Source organism: Candidatus Nanohalovita haloferacivicina (genome assembly GCF_029232205.1).
GTDB lineage: Archaea > Nanohalarchaeota > Nanosalinia > Nanosalinales > Nanosalinaceae > Nanohalovita > Nanohalovita haloferacivicina.
Genome location: NZ_CP107255.1, coordinates 658,903 through 675,052 on the forward strand (window position 1 = coordinate 658,903; position 16,150 = coordinate 675,052).

Consider the following 16,150-nt stretch of genomic DNA (forward strand, 5'->3'; position numbering starts at 1 on the left):
TGTTACTGTACAGGCCTTGAAAAGCTGTAACTGACTTTTCTGTCTTCGAATTCAACGCTGCCTGAGAATTCCAGTTCTCTACCTTCGAAGTCGATTGATTCGACGTTTACTCTGTCTCTGACAGTTTCCACGTTTTCCTCAACCGGTTCAATGTCTCCTCCAAATGAGACATCTACCTTGTCCTCGACTTCAAGTTCGGCCTCTTTACGGGCTTGTTGTAGTTCTCTGAGAACTTCAGCTACCAGGGCCTCATCCTTGAGCTCTTCTGTCATTTCGTCGTCGATATAGACTGTTCCTTCGGAAAATTCTTCGCCCTCCATTCCTTCTGGAACAAAGCTTCTGACCTCGAACATGTCAGAGCTCAGCTCGTGGCCTTCGACTTCTATCGATTCGCCGTCTTCGATTTTATCAGCAAGCTCGTTGTGATCCATATCAGCCAGAGAAGATTCTACTGATTTGACATCTCCACCGAGTTCAGGCCCGGCTTTTGCATAGTCAAGCTTGACTTCATAGTCAAGTTCGACCTTTTCAAAGGCCACATCCTTGGTATTCAGTCGTTCCTCGAGAAGTTCTTCAAGGCTTTCTACGGCCTCCTTGACTTCTGCGTTGCCTGATACAGTTACTTTCTGGACAGGGTGTCGAAGCTTGATTCCTTTCTCCTGTCTTAATCTTGCGACAGCTTCCTCTATGTCCTGAAAAATGCTCATTTCTCGTTCCAGTGCTTCGTCAATGAACTCTTCCTGTACTTCTGGGTAATCCAGCATGTGGATTGAGTCTTCATCGTCGTAAAGGTACTCTGTAAGGTATGGCAGGAATGGTGAAAGAACTTGTAGAAGCTCGTCGCATACCTTGCGCAGAGTCCATTCAGCAGCCTTCCTGTCATCTCCTTCGTATCCTGGACGTAGCCTGTCACGAACCATCTTGATGTATCCACGGGAAAGATCTTCCTTCGTGAATCTTTCTACTTCCTGAGCGGCCTTGAAGGCCTGGTAGTTAGGCTCGGTAGAGTACTCTCTTACATCTCTGACAAGAGTGTTCAGCCGCGATAGAATCCATTCATCCTCAGTGTTGAGGTTGTCAGGCCTTTCTCTATCCTCTGTGTACGTGTCTTTGTAGTTGTATGTGTTCCAGAGGATGTTCATGAACTCCTGGTTCTCATCCATCTTGTCCCATGTAAAGTTGAGATCATCTGAAGGATCTCCGGACAGGATAAAGAATCTAAGTACGTCACGGCCGTATTTCTCTATGGCCTCTCCTGGAGAGACTACAATACCTTTGGATTTCGACATTTCTTTGCCGTCAAGCATTACTTTGCCGTGGTAGATGACGTTGTTGAACGGTTTCTGATCGTATGTCATGTGTGAGGTGATGAACTGACTGTTCCACCATCCACGGATCTGATCGAATCCTTCAAGCTCCAAGTCCACAGGATTGTGGTCCTCGAACGAGAAATCGATCGCTGGGTGTTTGAGCGAGGCCCATGGAGCGACTCCTGAATCGAACCATACATCCAGTACGTCAGGAATTCTCTCCATTGTGCCACCACATTCCTCACAGTCAAGCTCTACATTGTCAATGTAAGGCCTGTGTAGGTCGTCAGGCACTTCCGGTAGCTCGGATCTATCTCCGATAACCTTGGTGTGATCGCAGTCGTTACATTCCCAGATAGGTAGTGGGATTCCCCAGTAACGCTGTCTAGATACAGGCCAGTCTCCAAGCTGTTCAAGCCATTCATGGAATTTCTGTCCGGCCCAGTCAGGAACCCAGTTTACCTCTTCATTGCTTTCAATCAGTTCGTCTCTGAACTTTGTAGCTCCGAAGAACCACTGAGGGATCGAAAGCTGTAGAAGCGGAGTATCACATCTCCAGCACTTTGGATACTCGTGCCGGATCTCTCCCGAGTAAAGCAATGCTTCTCCAAGATCCTCCTTGATCTCTGGGTCGGCATCCTTCACGTATAGGCCTTCGTATGGGCCTGCTTCTTCTGTGAACTCTCCTTTCAGATTGACTGGAGAGATCTGTTTAATATCATTTTCCTGGCCTACCTCGTAGTCCTCTTTACCGTGTCCTGGTGCTGAGTGTACGAGGCCTGTTCCTCCTTCAAGGTCGACGTAGCGATCAGAAAGAACTACTTTACCCTGTACGCCTTCCTGTGCCGGAACTTTGTCTTCCAGAGGATGACCATATTCAAGGCCTTCAAGTTCTTCTCCCGTTACCTCTTTCAGTACTTCATGGTCTTCTACCCCGAACTTGCTCATTATTGTATCTACAAGTTCTGAGGCCATCCAGATCTTTCTCTCGTTGAATTCTACTAGCGAGTACTGGTAGCTTGGGCCTACCATGATTGCTGCGTTTGCTGGCAGTGTCCATGGAGTGGTGGTCCAAATCAGTAACTCTTCGTCGGAGTCCTTGACTGGCATTGCCACGTAGACTTCCGGGTCGTTTAGTTTAGTATATTCGATTTCGTTGTATGCTACTGCTGTCTCGCAGCGTGTGCAGATGTGTACAGGGTACTGATCCTTGTACAGGAAGTCTTTTTCGAAGGCCTTTTGGAATGTCTGCCACGCACCCTCAATGTAGTAGTCGTGGTAGGTTACGTACGGGTTTTCCCAGTCCATCCAGACTCCCATATCTTCGAAGTCGTGATTCATCTGTTCGATGTGCTGGTCGACGAATTTCTGACATTCCTTGATGAAGTTCTCCACTCCAAAGTCTTCAATATCTTTTTTCGAGTTGAATCCTTTCTCTTCCTCCACCTTATTTTCGATAGGGAGGCCGTGAGTATCGTAACCCGGCTGGCTGTGTACATTGTAGCCAAGCTTCCTGTGGAATCGCAGGTAGAAATCCTTCAGAATCTTGTTAAGGCCTGTACCCATGTGAATGTTTCCTGATGCGTATGGAGGCCCGTCTAGAAAGTAGAATCGGTCGTTTCCCTTGTTTCTGTTCAGTACTTTTTGCCTTGTATCATTATTGTTCCATTGCTGGAGAACTGTTTCTTCAATTTTTTCTGGATTGTAGTCGGTCATACACCGATTTCGGACTTGGAATGTTAAAAGTATTTTGAGGAGGCTGTTTTTACCAGCTAGAATAACAGTGGAAACGAGATAACCTCTCACTCCCAGCTGTAACTTTTACTTTCGAATTCTTCTTCGTGGGCCTCTTCTGTTTCTTCTTGATCAGCCTCATTTCCTTCTTCACGGCCTTGAGAATGTGTTTCTTTTTCCTTGAATTTCTGGCTGTCTGGGTGTGGTTCGATGGTTTCTGTCTGGAAGTTTACTTCTGTGGAGGCCATTGTATCGGCCGTGTCTTTGATTTCCTGTTCGCTCATTTCTTTCTGTGGGAATACTGCTGAGGCCGGTGTGCCTGCGTTTTCATCTTCCTCGAATCTTGGGAATATCTGGATGTACATATGGTCAAGCATCTGGCCGCCCATCTGGCCTTCTGGTATTACTACGGTGAGGCCTTCTGCATCGATGCCGGTCTTGGCTTTTTCCATTACTTCTCTGACTAGTGTCATGGCCTCGCTGTATTCTCCGGGTGTGAGGTCCATGATTGATTCTTTGTGTTCTTTGGGTACTACGTTGGCCTGGCCTGTGGCTCTTGGTTCTGGGTATTCGTGCCATACGTAGAAGTTGTCTGTTTCTGCGATTATGTTGAGTTGTTCTGGTTGCTGCATTAGCTGGCAGAAGATGCACTGGTCTCCTTGTGGCGGCATAATTGTTATTGAGGAGTCGTTTCTTTTATTCGGATTCGATGTCTTTATAAAAATCTTCAGGCCTTTGGTGTTTTGTAAGGTGCATATACCTATGACAGATAATACTGGAGATTTTGACGATCAATTTAATGATGAAAACCTAGATGAAATGGAAGAAGCCGTTGAAGAAGTTGAAGAGGAGCTAGAGGAAGCTGAAGAAGCTCTAGAGGAAGAAATGGAGATTGAAGAAGAAATTGAAGAGGAAGATGACTCTGAAGACTTCGACGACGAAGATAATGATGACGATGAAGATCTTGACAAGCCTGTTTCCGAAGGAGAAATTGTAGAGCTTGAAGTAGAGGATCTTGGAAGCAAAGGCGATGGTATCGCAAGAGTTGAAGGTTTCGTAGTTTTCGTTCCGGGAGGAGAAGTCGGCAAGAAGTACGATGTAGAAGTTACTTCTGTAGGCCGTAAGTTCGCTTTCGCGGAAATTGAGGAAGAAGTAGAGTAGATTTCTCTACTCTCTTTTTATTCTATTTTCGAATTTTGGTTTCTGCATACTTTTTTTCTTTCAAAAACTCGACTATCAAAAGGTTTTTAAACAGATTTACCCTGTTTTGATCTTTATGTCACTAGATGAAGCCAAGGAAGAGGCTGAAGCAGTAATTGACTCCGCAGAAATGCTGCTGGACACATTCCCAGGGGAGGGAAAGACAGCCCGAGAACTCAGAGGCAAAATTACAGAACTTGAACAGGAAGTTCAGGATCCAGACTCAGAGAGATCCCTAAGAAAGATCATCAACGATGTAAAGGATCTGATGGACGAACTGGAAGAACAGGGAATGGACGCAGAACCTATGGGCCCAGGAATGGACGAAGGAATGGGGCCTCAGGAACCTGAAGACGACATGCCTCCATTCTAGGCCAGAAAAACCCTCTCCCTCTTTTCTAAATTAATTCTAAACCAATTTCTTCTATTATACAATTTTTAATAAAGAAGAATCTATCTTGAACATAGAACAATCTAATACAAATAGAAAAGAGATTGTAAAGAGGCCTTACTTATCCTCTTAAGGCCTTTCTAATGTCTACTGCTCTCACAGTTTTTCTACCAGCTTCTTCAGCATATTCCTTAGCTCTGGATGCAATTTCTATTCCGTGCTCATCCATCTGATCTCCTAAAGCTCTTGCTGCCTCTTCTGATACTCTTTTGTCTGTTTCTCCTTTGAGAACCTGTTTCATCCTGTAGATTGAAAATTCCATAACTATCACTCCTATTAGGTATAATGTTATACGTATAGGGTATTTTTTAATATATAATCATTCTATCAACATTTTGTGAAAGATGAATTTCCATCAATAATGAATTCTGAACTTGCAGTTCAGGTTTTACAGAGGATTGCGCAACCCAGTCGTGGAAATTACTCTACAAAAATCGCAGAGGAACTCCACAAGCCTCAATCATCAATAAGTCGGATTATTAAACAGATGAAGGAAATTGGGTTTGTTGAAAAAGGAACGCGCAAGAAAGCACAGTACTACGAAATAGACTACTGTGGAATCACAGAATACTGGCTAGAAGTAATCAGAGAAGAGCTTAAAAAAATTGATAACGAAAGAGGCCTCGAAGTACTTGACGAAAATGAGAGAAAGGCCAGAGAACTGAATAAGAGATTTACAAAAATAATGCTGAACAAGTGCGAGATCAGAGAGAAAACTCTTCAAACAATTCTTTTCGATGATTTCCTGTCTTCTCTAGCCGACAAAGCAGTAGAGAAAGAAGATTTTTTCCAGGAAAACGAGTTTCTACTACCCATCAAAGATGGCCTAGTAAAACTACTGAGAGTAGAAGGCTACCCAGCAGAATTTGAGAAAGCACTTGAAGAATGCTGAAAAGTACGCCAGCGCCCGGATTTGAACCCGAAGCTCGCAAGAATTGGAGCTTCTAACAGCAAATACGGGCCTGATACTAGATTAGGTGTGAACGCCGGCGCCCGGATTTGAACCGGGGAGGCCGCATATGGGCCAGCAGATCTCGAATCTGCCGCGTTCAACCAGACTCCGCCACGCTGGCATGTCTAGAATTGAAGTAGTCTACAACGTTTTTTAGTGGTGATGTGTATTTCTGTGAAACTGCGTGTCAATCGGCAGTTGTTAAAGCTTTACGGCCATTAACGAGTATCATGGCCTATAGCTCGGTAATCTTCGATATGGATGGCGTGCTTCTTAACTCGCTGGTTGACGGTGAGAAATGGAAGTACAGAGCTGTCGACCGGGCTTTAAAGGAGAAAGATGTTGAGCCAGAAAATGTTTCCAGAGATGGTAAGGATGCTATTCTAGGTGATAAAGGTTACAAGGCCTGTCTGAAGAAATCCTCGAAGTTAGGCCTCGATCCAAGAGAGATCTGGTCTCTGGTAGCACAGGAAACCACGAATGCGCGTGGCGAAGAGCTTAGAAAAGGAAACTTCGAGCTATATCCGGAGGCAGAAAAGGTCGTGAAGAATCTTCACCAGAAAGATATTCCTCTGGCTGTTATAAGCAATGCTCCTGAGGCCGCTGTTAAAATGATGATCGAATATTTCGAGCTTAAGCAGTACTTCAAGTTCTTTGCCGGCGTCCGTAATTTTGAGGATCTGCGGGATAGAAAACCTCATCCAAATCATCTTGAGCTGGCGAAGGCCGAGTTAAAGAGAGATCCTTTCATCTATGTTGGTGATTCCGACTCTGATCTGAAGGCTGCTGAAAATGCCAGGATGGATTCTGTATGGGTTAAAAGAGGCGGAGAGGTTCAGAACGGCCACACTTTCGAGGTTGAGGGCCTGGGAGAGATAGTTAATCGGGTTGTCGAAGACCAATCTGAATAAAAGACTTGGCCTCCAATTAGTTGAAGGGTTCTAGAAGAAATGTACGATGGAATAATTTTCGACAAGGACGGAGTGCTGCTTGACTCAGCAGTAAACAACTTTCTATGGATGGATAAAGTAAGAATTAACGCAGCAAAGAAGCATGGCGTGGAAATGGATGTAAATGATGCCATGACCGTTGCAAAGGCCTCTTCAGCGAGCAAGGTAGAAAAACTTCTTAACGAGAAAGGTATTAACTGGGAGACTTTGAAGAAAATTGAGAATACTGTTCAGGACAGCAAGATCAGGCTGATGGAAGAACACTACATTACTCCTTTCCCCGAGGTAGAGACAATTTTAGACAACCTTGATGTTGAGAAAGCCGTGGCCACCAACGCACCGAAAAGAACAGCAGACTTTACACTAGATCATTTCGGACTGGAAGGCTACTTCAGAATCATAAACGCACCTCCAATGGACCCAATGCCAGAATACTTCAACAAGAGAAAACCCAGCAAGCAGATGCTGAAAACCGCAATGGACTACATGAACGCATCCAACCCTGTAATGGTAGGCGACACAGAGTCAGATGTCAAGGCCGCAAAGAACGCAGGGATCGACTCCATACTTGTAGAAAGCTACGGAGAAAGGCCTGAACTAGATCCTACCCACCGAGTTACCAGACTGGCAGAACTGAAAAGATTCATCGAGTAGCGAACCTTTAGAAAAGGTTCGAGCCAAAGTACTAGCTGCTCTTCCCGCAGACCTCAGCTACCTTCACTGTGCAGATGGGATTAAAAGATTTCAACTACTTCTTTTTCTGTATGACTGACGAAACCTGCAGCAAATGTGGAGAGCCAGCGGTAATCCACCGAGAGTATGAAGGCCGGGCCCTCTGCAAGGAACACTTCTCCATCGACATCAACAAGAAAGTGAAGAAAACGATTAGAGAAGGAAACCTTGTAGAATCAGGCGACACAATCGCAGTAGGCCTGTCCGGCGGAAAAGACTCCGCAGTACTTCTTGAACAGCTGGTAGAGATCTTCGGAGAAAGGCCTGACATCGAGATAATAGGAGTCTCCGTGCACGAAGGCATCGATCCTTACAGAGATGAATCGATCTCTGCTGCTGAGGAACTGTGCAACGATCTAGGTGTTGACCTGAAGCTTGGAAAGTACGATGATTACTACGACTTGAAGATGGATGACGTAGCGGATGCAGGAGCAAAAGGAAACTGCACCTACTGCGGAATAATGCGCAGAGACCTTCTCAACAAGCTTTGCCGTGAAGTTGACGCGGACAAGATGGCTATCGGCCACAACTTAGACGACGAGGCGCAGGCCATCATGATGAATCATATCAAAGGAGACATGAAGCGAATGGCACGTATTGGCCCGAAGAAAGATCCTTCAGACCACGAAATGTTTACTCAGAGAATCAAGCCTCTCCGCGATGTAAGAGAGAAAGAGGTAGCGCTTTACTCCCGTATCCATGATCTTGGAGTTATTGATCGGTGCCCTCATGTACAGGAAGGATCGATGAGGCCTATGGTAAAAAGTTTCCTGAACAAGCTGGAGTCTGAGATGCCTGGCGTCAAGAATCAGATAGTTTCACACGGCCGAGAGATCTCAGACATGGTAGAAGACAACATAGACTACGACAGCGAGGAAAACGAGATACAGGAGTGCGAGAAATGTGGAGAACCTTGCTCATCGAAAATATGCAGGAAATGCCAGCTTCTGGATGAGATCAAGATCGCAGCCGATAAATCAGATGACCACGATTTCTCTGTAGAAGAATAAATCAGTACTAGAAGCTCTCCAACTTTCTCTGACCCCGATCTTCTTCCAGGTCAGATACCCTGAGGCCTATCCGGCGGACCTCTCCATCGAAATCATTCATGAAATCTTCCAGCAAGGCCTCTTCTTCCTCAATAAATTTCTCCCTATCTCTGATTCTGGCCTTTAGAGTTTTCGACCGCGTATGCATCTGAATTTCGGAATCGATTACTACAAGAACTACTTGCCCGAAGTTAAGGCCTTTATCCTCCAGTTGCTCAAATATTTCATCGGCCAGATCTGGGAAGTATGTTTTGATGTGGTTGACGCTGCGAGAGTTCTGATCTAGTGTAGTTATGCGGGTAATCTGTTTCTGCATCTTTTCGCTGACTTCTTCATCGTCCTGGCCGCAGGCCTTCTCCTGTATCTTCACTCCTAGGTTTTCGCCGAACTCCTCGATAAGTTCACGGGTATCAGCCTCCGCCAGTTCCTTTACAGAAGCGATTCCAAGGGCCTCAAGTTTCTCCACAGTTTTTCCTCCGATGCCGTGGATATCCTCCAGCTCCAGCGACTGCATAAACTCCTGTACTTCTTCAGGCAGCACCATGGTAAGGCCTTCAGGTTTTTCGCGGTCGGAGGCGATCTTAGCCACGAGTTTGTTCGGGCCAATACCAATTGAACAGGTGATACCGAACTCTTCCTCAACTTCCTCCTGAATTTTCTCGGCCAGTTGTTCAGCTTCGTCGAAGCTTTCAACTTTGTCGGTTGTATCCAGATATGCTTCATCTATAGAGGCCTGTTCGATCTTTTCCGCGTATTTTTCGTATATCTGTTCTCTGATTTCATCGGATATCTGCTGATAGTACTCACGATCCATTGGGAGAAAATGTACTTCTTTCTCTGATTTCTCGGCAATATTTTTTGCTCTTGTTATCGGCATTGCGGCATGTATGCCCATGTCACGGGCCTCGTAGTTGCAGGTTGATACTGCGCCGGAGTCCTCTGTGCGTCCGGAGTATACGCAGATGACGATCGGACCTTCCAGGCCTTTTCTCTGTTTCTCGACCGATGCGTAGAATGAGTCCATGTCGACGTGCAGGATTTTTCTGTCGGTCATGTGAAGGCCTTTCTCAGTTACTGGTTTCTGTCTTTCGGTACTCGCAGAATTGGGAAATTCTTTTGCTCGAACTTTTCCCAAGATTCGGTTGCAGTTATTTAAGTTGGTATTACCTTGTATTACGTATGAAAGCGATTGTACTTGCTGGAGGCCATGCAACTCGTTTGTGGCCTATTACCAAGGACCGCGCAAAGCCTTTGTTGCCTCTTGGAGAGGAAAAACCCATAATTGATTACATTCTCGAGGATCTTGATGAAGAAGTTGATGAAACTATTATTTCAACTAATGAGAAGTTTGCAGGAGATTTCGAGGATTACGTTGAAGAATATGATAGAAATGCTCGTGTAGTCGTTGAGAATCAGGATTCCGAGGAGGAGAAGCCCGGTACTATCGGCGCGATCATTAACCTGATCGAGAAGGAAGATCTTGACGATGACCTGGTTGTTATCGGAGGCGACAATATCTACAGCTTTGAGACCTCTAACTTCCTGGATTTCTGCCGGGAGAAGGATGGGCCTGCTAACGTTGTCTTCGATGTGAAGGATGAGGAGATAGCAAAGAGTATTGGAGTGGTTGATCTTGACGGCGATCAGATTGTTGATTTCGAGGAGAAGCCTGAGGAACCACCTTCAACTCTTGGATCAATCGCAGTTTACTACTTCCCTCAGGACAAGGTCTCGCTATTCAATGAGTACGAGGAACATTTCAAGCAGACAGATGTTCCAGCAGATCAGTATCTTGACGAGCCAGGCCGGCTTATTGAGTGGGCGCACAAGCAGACACCTACCTATGCATTCAGCTTTGATGGCTACTGGTTTGACGTGGGAACTCCGCGAGGATACCTTGAGGCCTTCGAGACCGTAGTTGATGGAAACATTAACAACGCAGCCAGTGTAAACAACTCGGAGATTGGTGACAACGTTTTCATCATGGAAGGCTGCGAGCTTGATGGGGCGAAAATTCAGAACTCGATTGTCTTCCCTAACTCGCGTATAGTTGATTCAGAGGTCAGAAACTCGATCATCGATCAGAAATCAAACATTGAAGGGGCCGATGTCAACGACGCAATAATTGGAGAGCACACCACTCTCTAAACCTTAATTTCTCTTTTCTCTGTTAATCCAGATTATATTTCTCCAAGTCAGTCTCTACAAACTCGTCATAGTTCATGTCCTGAAGATCTAATTCCTGCTGATTCATGTAATCTCCAGCTATTTCTTCACCGTACTCCTCAGCTCCATCTCCCAGAACCATGACACTGTAATCAACATCATTGAAGGATCCATACTCAATGTATACACCAGATCCCACCAGTTGAGTGTCTATATCTCTGTAGTTGTCAACTACTTCCTGCTCGAGATCATTCATCTCTTCAAGAAGTTCGGAGTTAAGATCCTGGCCTCCTTCCTCCAGAAGACTTTCCATCCTGCTTGTCTCACCGGGATAAAAGTAGTGAGAGCTCGGATCAGGATTAATCCTCTTGTTAATAGCCTGAGTAATGCCCTCTTTCTCTTCACGGCCTTCATCTTTAAGCATAGATATTCGATAGGCTGTATCATCTGAAATACCTCTCGAGGCCTTTAACTGAGGTACAAGTTCGTCGTTGAAGTCGAGGGCGTGAATTCCTTCATGTGAAAGTACGTGGCTCTGGAGTTCAGGATTCAGGTAGTCGAATTCATCGCTGATATGCAGAATATTTTGGTCTCCGTAAGCGGATCTTCTTTTTTCCATTGAGGCCAGTGCAGACATATTGTTTTTCTCGATATCGTCAATTGAATCAGAGAAATTCAGGCCTGTCTCATCCTCTACTGACTGTATCTTGTCCCAGTAATCTGCCTTCCAGGCATCGGAGGTTGCATTGACACGGCCTTTTAACATCTCTAACTACTTCTTTATTTCCTGAACTTTTTCAACTAGACGCATGACATCACGATTATAGCGCCAATCTCTATCTTCGATCTCGCTGATTTCGATCCATTCAGGCCTTCCCTCCCAGGAAGAAGAAAGTTCGCCGCCTGTCAGCTCTGCATAGAATATTTTTTCAACACCAAGGCCTTCACGCACTTTTTCACTCACGAGACTCCGAACTTCTACCTCTAGCCCTGTCTCCTCGCGAGTTTCACGCACAGCTCCCTGTTCAAAGCTTTCTTCTCTCTCCAGAAGGCCTCCTGGCAGCATGAGATATTCTCCGGCGTTTACTGCAAGAACTTTGTCATCTTTGATAACCAGCGCTGCTGCGGAGGCTGGAGGCCATAGAAATTTCGAGATAATCCTGGCTCCAAGGTTTTCTCCTTTCCAGAGGAACCAGGATACCATTTTGCGGTACAATTTATCGGCCTCGTACTTCTCTATAGGTTCTTGAAACTATAGAGCTCAGGATAAGTCCTAGTAAGGTCATGTAAAGGATGTTTGCTGTGTAGAGAGAGGTTGTAACTTTTCTGTCGTTGAAAGAGTCTATATTGGCTGCGTTTGAGCTGGCCGTGAATCTTTCCTTCGAGTAATTTGTGTAAAAGTCTTCTGGGGCCGTAAGGTTGTGTTTGGAGGAGAAATCTCTCAGTGATTCGTTGGTTCCTGCCTCATTCAGAGTACTTTTAATCTGTGAGAGAGTTTCATCGTCAATATAGAGATAGCATTTTTCTCCTGATAGGCCTAGAGAGCAGGGTTCAGGATAGATAGGATTAATCTTTTTGAGGGCAGCATCAGCGTATGCATTTACCATAAATAGCTGGCTTCTTTCAGATTGTCGCTGGGCCTTCCCCAGAGTTTTTTCCATTATTCTTCTGGTCTCAGAGTATTTTTCTGATTGATTGGTGTCATTGTAGTACGTCATGAATGCTGAGGCCTCCCTGAGTTCTGCTACATTTTGCACGTTTTCCTCCAGTTGTCCGGAGTTTTGATTGGCCTGGTTGTATGATAGCTGGATTGAGAAGATTAGTATGGCAGCGAAAAACAGGGATACAGATATTTTGAATGAGCTGTGGGCCTTCAGTTCTTTGAGTAATTCGTCCTTCATAACTGTGCAAAGGTTATCCGGAGAGTTATTAGTCTTTTTTCTGTGAGAAAACTAAAGGGAAAAATAGTTTGGCAGCGTCCGCACGCTTCCGCCTTAAAAGGCAGTACTGATGCGATCGCTGAGGGACTTTACTTCCGTGTTCGGAATGGGTACGGGTGTTGCCCCCTCGCTATGGCCGCCAATATGGAATAAACAGAGTATAACTTTTATATAGGTAAAGACGGTGCAGGGTGTGAGGCCCGGGTAGCTTATTTATTTGGCTTAGAGAAAACTTGTCCCATGAGCTATGGTAGCAGCAGTGGCGGACTGAGAGATAAGATTGAGAGTTCTACAGTTATCGATATAATGACAGTTTCCGTCCTGGCCTACGACTTCATGTTGTTGAAAGATCAGGGATTCGGAACCACCAATATTTTCCAGTTCTCAACGACCCCAGAAATCATTGCTGCACAGCTTACAGGCCTGTTGCTGGTTATCTATATTCTTGAGGCCATAGTGGATAGCTCGAAGAGCGATCACTAGAAAAATTCTTTTTTATCTAATTTTCTGCAGTCTCTCCATTCTATCTTCATGATTTCTTTGTATCAAATAGTTTAGAGCATAAATTTGGTTTTATGCAATTGTTTGAGTGTTTTGTACAGATTATCACGTATTTAGCACTGTATAAGTGGTTATAAGATCCTCTGGGCAATTTTACACTATCTAGAAGGCTTAATTCGGGGAGAGAAATAGAGGTTATTGTTGTGTTCATATGTGATCCTTTTTTGCCGGGCTTCTCTTGTGAGAGGCCTGGTTCAAAACCGAATTAAAACACTTTGAGGTGATTTACAATGAAGAAAAGCATTTTAGCATCCATTATGGTAATCGGTCTGATCGGGGCTTTCGCGAGCAGTAGTACGTTGGCCTTATTCAGTGATACTGAGGCCAGTCAAGGTAACGAGTTTGTGACCGGTGCTCTTGACTTGAAGCTCGATTGGAATGAGAGCTATAATGGTGAACATATTGAGGCGCAGTCTTTGACTGACAATCCTGGGCCTATCTTCGATTTCGAGGATATTAAGCCAGGAGATCATGGTGAGGCTACTGTCAGTGTCCATATTGAGGATAACCCTGGCTGGGTTTGGATGAGAGCCAAGGTTACTGCAGATGAGGAGATTGAGATTACAGAGCCTGAGCGAGCGATGGGCGATACGGATCCTGATGGAGAGCTGAACGATGAGTTGAAGTTTACGATTTGGAGAGATGATGGAGACAATATCCATCAAAGCGATGAAGAGGTTATCGCAGAAGGACATTTGAGAGATATTCAATCCGATCTTAGAGAGGGAATTCTTCTTGGAGAGTTCGATGCTTCACAGACACACTACATCGGTGTGAAATGGGAGCTTCCTAGAGAGGTAGGAAACAGAGTCCAGAAGGACAGAATCGATATGGACTTTGAGTTCTACACAGAGCAGAGAAGACACAACGACAATCCAGAGAATCCTTGGACAGGAGAACCGCATGAGCCACCGCAGGAACCTGTGAATACAGATGATATCCTGCTAACTGCTATCTGTACGGATAGCGAGGACGACCTTGCCAAGTTCAGAGTCAGAAATGACAATAATCAGGCAGTCACTGTCCAGTACGACGTTTACCAGCAGTCCAGCATGTCTAATCTGACGGTAGCTGCAAACAGCGAAGAGTTTATCGAGGTTAACGCGGCTAACGATCAGGCAACTGTGAGACTGTTCTACAACGGCTCACAGATCGATGTGAAGGCCAACAATCCTTCATTCTGTGATTTAGGAGAACCTAACGAACCTGAGCCGGTTTCGATGAATCCTAGATTTACAGGTTGTAGTGCTGTAATTGCTTACTCAGACCATGAGCCCGACAGCTTCCAGGTTGTAGTAGATAGCAACGGCACAGTTCAGACCCAGAACGTCTCAACAGCAGACGCAGATGAAGTATTCCAGCCGAACCATCCACAGTTTGGTAGTGGAGAAAGCGGTCTGATCGGCTACAAGTACAACTATGACAAGACTGTAGGCCTAATTGGAGAGGAGAGTTTCATCAATCCTAACTACAACCTCGAGCAGAGAAGTTGTAGCAACTCTACAGGCATAGCAAATGGATCTTCCTTCGACTGGAGCAGTGTGATCGACAACGGCTACGAAGAAAAGGTCATCACAGCCACTCAGGGAGATACCACTGTAGAGATTACGCCTCTTGAAGGCAACCAGACTGTAGAAGAGCTCTACGATTACAGACTTCCAGACAGATTCAACAACGAAGCAGACAATAACGCAACAAACGGAGCTACTTACCCTGGAAGCGGGCCTTATTACCAGTCTGTAGGAACTCAGAGCCTGCAACAGCAGGAAACTTCCATCATGTTCCTCTATGACGGCCCTAACGGGCTTAGCCTTGTCGTAGTACACGACATGGCAGGAGGAGATGGAGGATCTGCTACATGGCAGATTACAGGCCTTGACAACTCTGGAGAATGGGTTGTAAAGGACGATCTATACCTGAGAAGTAACGGACAGAAAGCAGGTTCAAATTACGATGACTGGGATGTAGATTCCGAACCTCAGACCATTAACTGGACATGGGGCGCCGGAGGAACAGACGGTGGAGCTTTCAGAGGTCTAGGAAACGACTTCAGCTTCACAATCGACCCAGCGTTTAACGAAGAGTCTGCACTGTACAACCAGTTCTACAATGGAGACATTGATGACTGGCAGGTATTATCTGGATCTATGAGCAACCCTGACAGGACATCTCTAGCTCTGGATCAGAACGTAACTGTAGAGGCCAATTAGAAAGAGGAGGGATTCATCCTCCTTTATTTTTCTTTATTACGGTACAATAAATCATTCTCAATGTAATAAAGGACTTTTTCTTGTGTCAAAGAGAGTTAGATATGGCAAGAGCCTTGATTTCTGGAGCACTGGTATTAGTCATTTTTTCAGGCCTTATTTTGGCGTCAGCAGGCAATGAAGAAGCTCAGACAGATCCTATGCTGGAGAATAATGACAGCAATATACAGAATGTTTACTGGAGTTTTGATGACCAGAAAGATAATTTTTCAGGGCCTCTTGTAGTCAGAAATCTTTCTCAGGGAGAGCATAACGTTACTATTACAGTTGTTTTTTCAGATGGCAAAATCGAGACTTACAACACTAGAGTTAACTTGAGCAGATGAGCAAGTCAGCTTTTGCCCTGATATTTCTGGCAGTTATTGGCCTGGTTTCGTTACCTTTTCTGGCCTTTGCACTGGCTCAGATGGCTCCAGGATTTAACGCGTTTATAGTGGTTTCCGGTTCTATGGAACCTGAAATTGATACAGGCTCGGTTCTGTTTACTCGAAGTATCGATCCATCGCTCATAGAGGTAGGAGACACCATCACCTTCCGTACTGGTAGCCAGTATACTACTCACAAAGTTGTGAATAAGAGCGAGGAGCTTCCTCCCACATTCAGAACCAAAGGGATTGCAAACGAGGCCCCCGACCCTCAAGAAGTCACAGCCAACCAGATAGTTGGAGTAAAGCTCTTCTCAATACCGTATCTAGGCTATGCCATTAATTTTGCAGGCAGCCCTCTCGGAATACTGATTCTTGTAGCCCTGCCGGCCTCCACAATAGTAATACTGGAAGTAATAGAAGCATTAAACAACTTTAGAGAATAAGAAATAGAATCCTAGGGCCCAGAAAAT

18 protein-coding genes, 1 tRNA gene and 1 rRNA gene are annotated in these 16,150 nt (G+C 45.2%); 11 read left to right on the top strand and 9 right to left on the bottom strand.

Annotated elements, in window-relative coordinates:
• Positions 1 to 2 precede the first annotated feature (2 nt).
• Positions 3 to 3,026: an isoleucine--tRNA ligase gene (ileS, locus tag HBNXNv_RS03620; RefSeq protein WP_347720323.1), complete on the bottom strand. Its 3,024-nt coding sequence runs from the start codon at positions 3,024 to 3,026 to the stop codon at positions 3 to 5.
• Positions 3,027 to 3,112: 86 nt separating this feature from the next.
• On the bottom strand, positions 3,113 to 3,715 hold the full coding sequence (locus tag HBNXNv_RS03625) for an HIT family protein (protein WP_347720324.1): 603 nt from the start codon (positions 3,713 to 3,715) through the stop codon (positions 3,113 to 3,115).
• A 91-nt stretch (positions 3,716 to 3,806) separates the two neighbouring features.
• Here HBNXNv_RS03625 and HBNXNv_RS03630 point away from each other — a divergent pair, with 91 nt between their 5' ends.
• Together HBNXNv_RS03630 and HBNXNv_RS03635 are read left to right on the top strand one after the other, a co-directional pair.
• Positions 3,807 to 4,205 carry a TRAM domain-containing protein gene (locus HBNXNv_RS03630; RefSeq protein ID WP_347720325.1) on the top strand — a complete coding sequence of 133 codons (399 nt, stop codon included), beginning with the start codon at positions 3,807 to 3,809 and terminating at the stop codon, positions 4,203 to 4,205.
• A gap of 115 nt (positions 4,206 to 4,320) precedes the next feature.
• Positions 4,321 to 4,617: a hypothetical protein gene (locus tag HBNXNv_RS03635; protein ID WP_347720326.1), complete on the top strand. Its 297-nt coding sequence runs from the start codon at positions 4,321 to 4,323 to the stop codon at positions 4,615 to 4,617.
• A gap of 139 nt (positions 4,618 to 4,756) precedes the next feature.
• Here the strand turns inward: HBNXNv_RS03635 and HBNXNv_RS03640 are convergent, their stop codons facing one another.
• Positions 4,757 to 4,957 carry a histone gene (locus HBNXNv_RS03640; RefSeq protein ID WP_347720327.1) on the bottom strand — a complete coding sequence of 67 codons (201 nt, stop codon included), beginning with the start codon at positions 4,955 to 4,957 and terminating at the stop codon, positions 4,757 to 4,759.
• 75 nt (positions 4,958 to 5,032) lie between these two features.
• Between HBNXNv_RS03640 and HBNXNv_RS03645 the strand changes: the two genes are divergently transcribed.
• Positions 5,033 to 5,587 (top strand): hypothetical protein, encoded by a 555-nt coding sequence (locus tag HBNXNv_RS03645; protein WP_347720328.1) that lies wholly within the window; start codon positions 5,033 to 5,035, stop codon positions 5,585 to 5,587.
• A 92-nt stretch (positions 5,588 to 5,679) separates the two neighbouring features.
• Here the strand turns inward: HBNXNv_RS03645 and HBNXNv_RS03650 are convergent.
• A tRNA-Ser gene (locus HBNXNv_RS03650) sits at positions 5,680 to 5,768 on the bottom strand.
• Positions 5,769 to 5,877: 109 nt separating this feature from the next.
• Between HBNXNv_RS03650 and HBNXNv_RS03655 the strand changes: the two genes are divergently transcribed.
• The 3 genes from HBNXNv_RS03655 to HBNXNv_RS03665 all read left to right on the top strand — a co-directional run bounded on the left by HBNXNv_RS03655 (position 5,878) and on the right by HBNXNv_RS03665 (position 8,339).
• A complete protein-coding gene (locus HBNXNv_RS03655) occupies positions 5,878 to 6,558 on the top strand; it encodes an HAD family hydrolase (protein ID WP_347720329.1) in 681 nt (226 codons plus the stop codon).
• Positions 6,559 to 6,597: 39 nt separating this feature from the next.
• Positions 6,598 to 7,251 carry an HAD family hydrolase gene (locus HBNXNv_RS03660; protein ID WP_347720330.1) on the top strand — a complete coding sequence of 218 codons (654 nt, stop codon included), beginning with the start codon at positions 6,598 to 6,600 and terminating at the stop codon, positions 7,249 to 7,251.
• 110 nt (positions 7,252 to 7,361) lie between these two features.
• The gene (locus HBNXNv_RS03665; protein ID WP_347720331.1) at positions 7,362 to 8,339 is read left to right on the top strand and encodes a TIGR00269 family protein; all 978 of its coding nucleotides are present in this window, start codon (positions 7,362 to 7,364) and stop codon (positions 8,337 to 8,339) included.
• 7 nt (positions 8,340 to 8,346) lie between these two features.
• On the opposite strand, the gene dinB is transcribed toward HBNXNv_RS03665, so the two are convergent.
• A complete protein-coding gene (gene dinB, locus HBNXNv_RS03670; RefSeq protein WP_347720332.1) occupies positions 8,347 to 9,432 on the bottom strand; it encodes a DNA polymerase IV in 1,086 nt (361 codons plus the stop codon).
• 125 nt (positions 9,433 to 9,557) lie between these two features.
• Between dinB and HBNXNv_RS03675 the strand changes: the two genes are divergently transcribed.
• The gene (locus HBNXNv_RS03675; RefSeq protein ID WP_347720333.1) at positions 9,558 to 10,526 is read left to right on the top strand and encodes a nucleotidyltransferase family protein; all 969 of its coding nucleotides are present in this window, start codon (positions 9,558 to 9,560) and stop codon (positions 10,524 to 10,526) included.
• Positions 10,527 to 10,548: 22 nt separating this feature from the next.
• Here the strand turns inward: HBNXNv_RS03675 and HBNXNv_RS03680 are convergent, their stop codons facing one another.
• The 4 genes from HBNXNv_RS03680 to rrf all read right to left on the bottom strand — a co-directional run bounded on the left by HBNXNv_RS03680 (position 10,549) and on the right by rrf (position 12,628).
• Positions 10,549 to 11,310, bottom strand: a complete 762-nt coding sequence (locus HBNXNv_RS03680; protein ID WP_347720334.1) for a hypothetical protein — start codon at positions 11,308 to 11,310, stop codon at positions 10,549 to 10,551.
• Between the two features lie 6 nt (positions 11,311 to 11,316).
• Positions 11,317 to 11,748 (bottom strand): NUDIX domain-containing protein, encoded by a 432-nt coding sequence (locus tag HBNXNv_RS03685; protein ID WP_347720335.1) that lies wholly within the window; start codon positions 11,746 to 11,748, stop codon positions 11,317 to 11,319.
• 13 nt (positions 11,749 to 11,761) lie between these two features.
• Complete coding sequence (locus HBNXNv_RS03690; RefSeq protein WP_347720336.1) at positions 11,762 to 12,445, bottom strand: hypothetical protein; 684 nt, start codon at positions 12,443 to 12,445, stop codon at positions 11,762 to 11,764.
• Positions 12,446 to 12,511: 66 nt separating this feature from the next.
• Positions 12,512 to 12,628: ribosomal RNA gene (gene rrf, locus HBNXNv_RS03695) — 5S ribosomal RNA — on the bottom strand.
• Between the two features lie 96 nt (positions 12,629 to 12,724).
• Between rrf and HBNXNv_RS03700 the strand changes: the two genes are divergently transcribed.
• The 4 genes from HBNXNv_RS03700 to HBNXNv_RS03715 all read left to right on the top strand — a co-directional run bounded on the left by HBNXNv_RS03700 (position 12,725) and on the right by HBNXNv_RS03715 (position 16,123).
• Complete coding sequence (locus HBNXNv_RS03700; RefSeq protein ID WP_347720337.1) at positions 12,725 to 12,967, top strand: hypothetical protein; 243 nt, start codon at positions 12,725 to 12,727, stop codon at positions 12,965 to 12,967.
• Between the two features lie 308 nt (positions 12,968 to 13,275).
• The gene (locus HBNXNv_RS03705; RefSeq protein WP_347720338.1) at positions 13,276 to 15,255 is read left to right on the top strand and encodes a SipW-dependent-type signal peptide-containing protein; all 1,980 of its coding nucleotides are present in this window, start codon (positions 13,276 to 13,278) and stop codon (positions 15,253 to 15,255) included.
• Between the two features lie 101 nt (positions 15,256 to 15,356).
• Positions 15,357 to 15,638 carry a hypothetical protein gene (locus tag HBNXNv_RS03710; protein ID WP_347720339.1) on the top strand — a complete coding sequence of 94 codons (282 nt, stop codon included), beginning with the start codon at positions 15,357 to 15,359 and terminating at the stop codon, positions 15,636 to 15,638.
• Positions 15,635 to 16,123, top strand: coding sequence for a signal peptidase I (locus HBNXNv_RS03715; protein ID WP_347720340.1), 489 nt, complete (start codon positions 15,635 to 15,637; stop codon positions 16,121 to 16,123). Before HBNXNv_RS03710 ends, HBNXNv_RS03715 begins: the two co-directional genes overlap by 4 nt.
• Positions 16,124 to 16,150 lie beyond the last annotated feature (27 nt).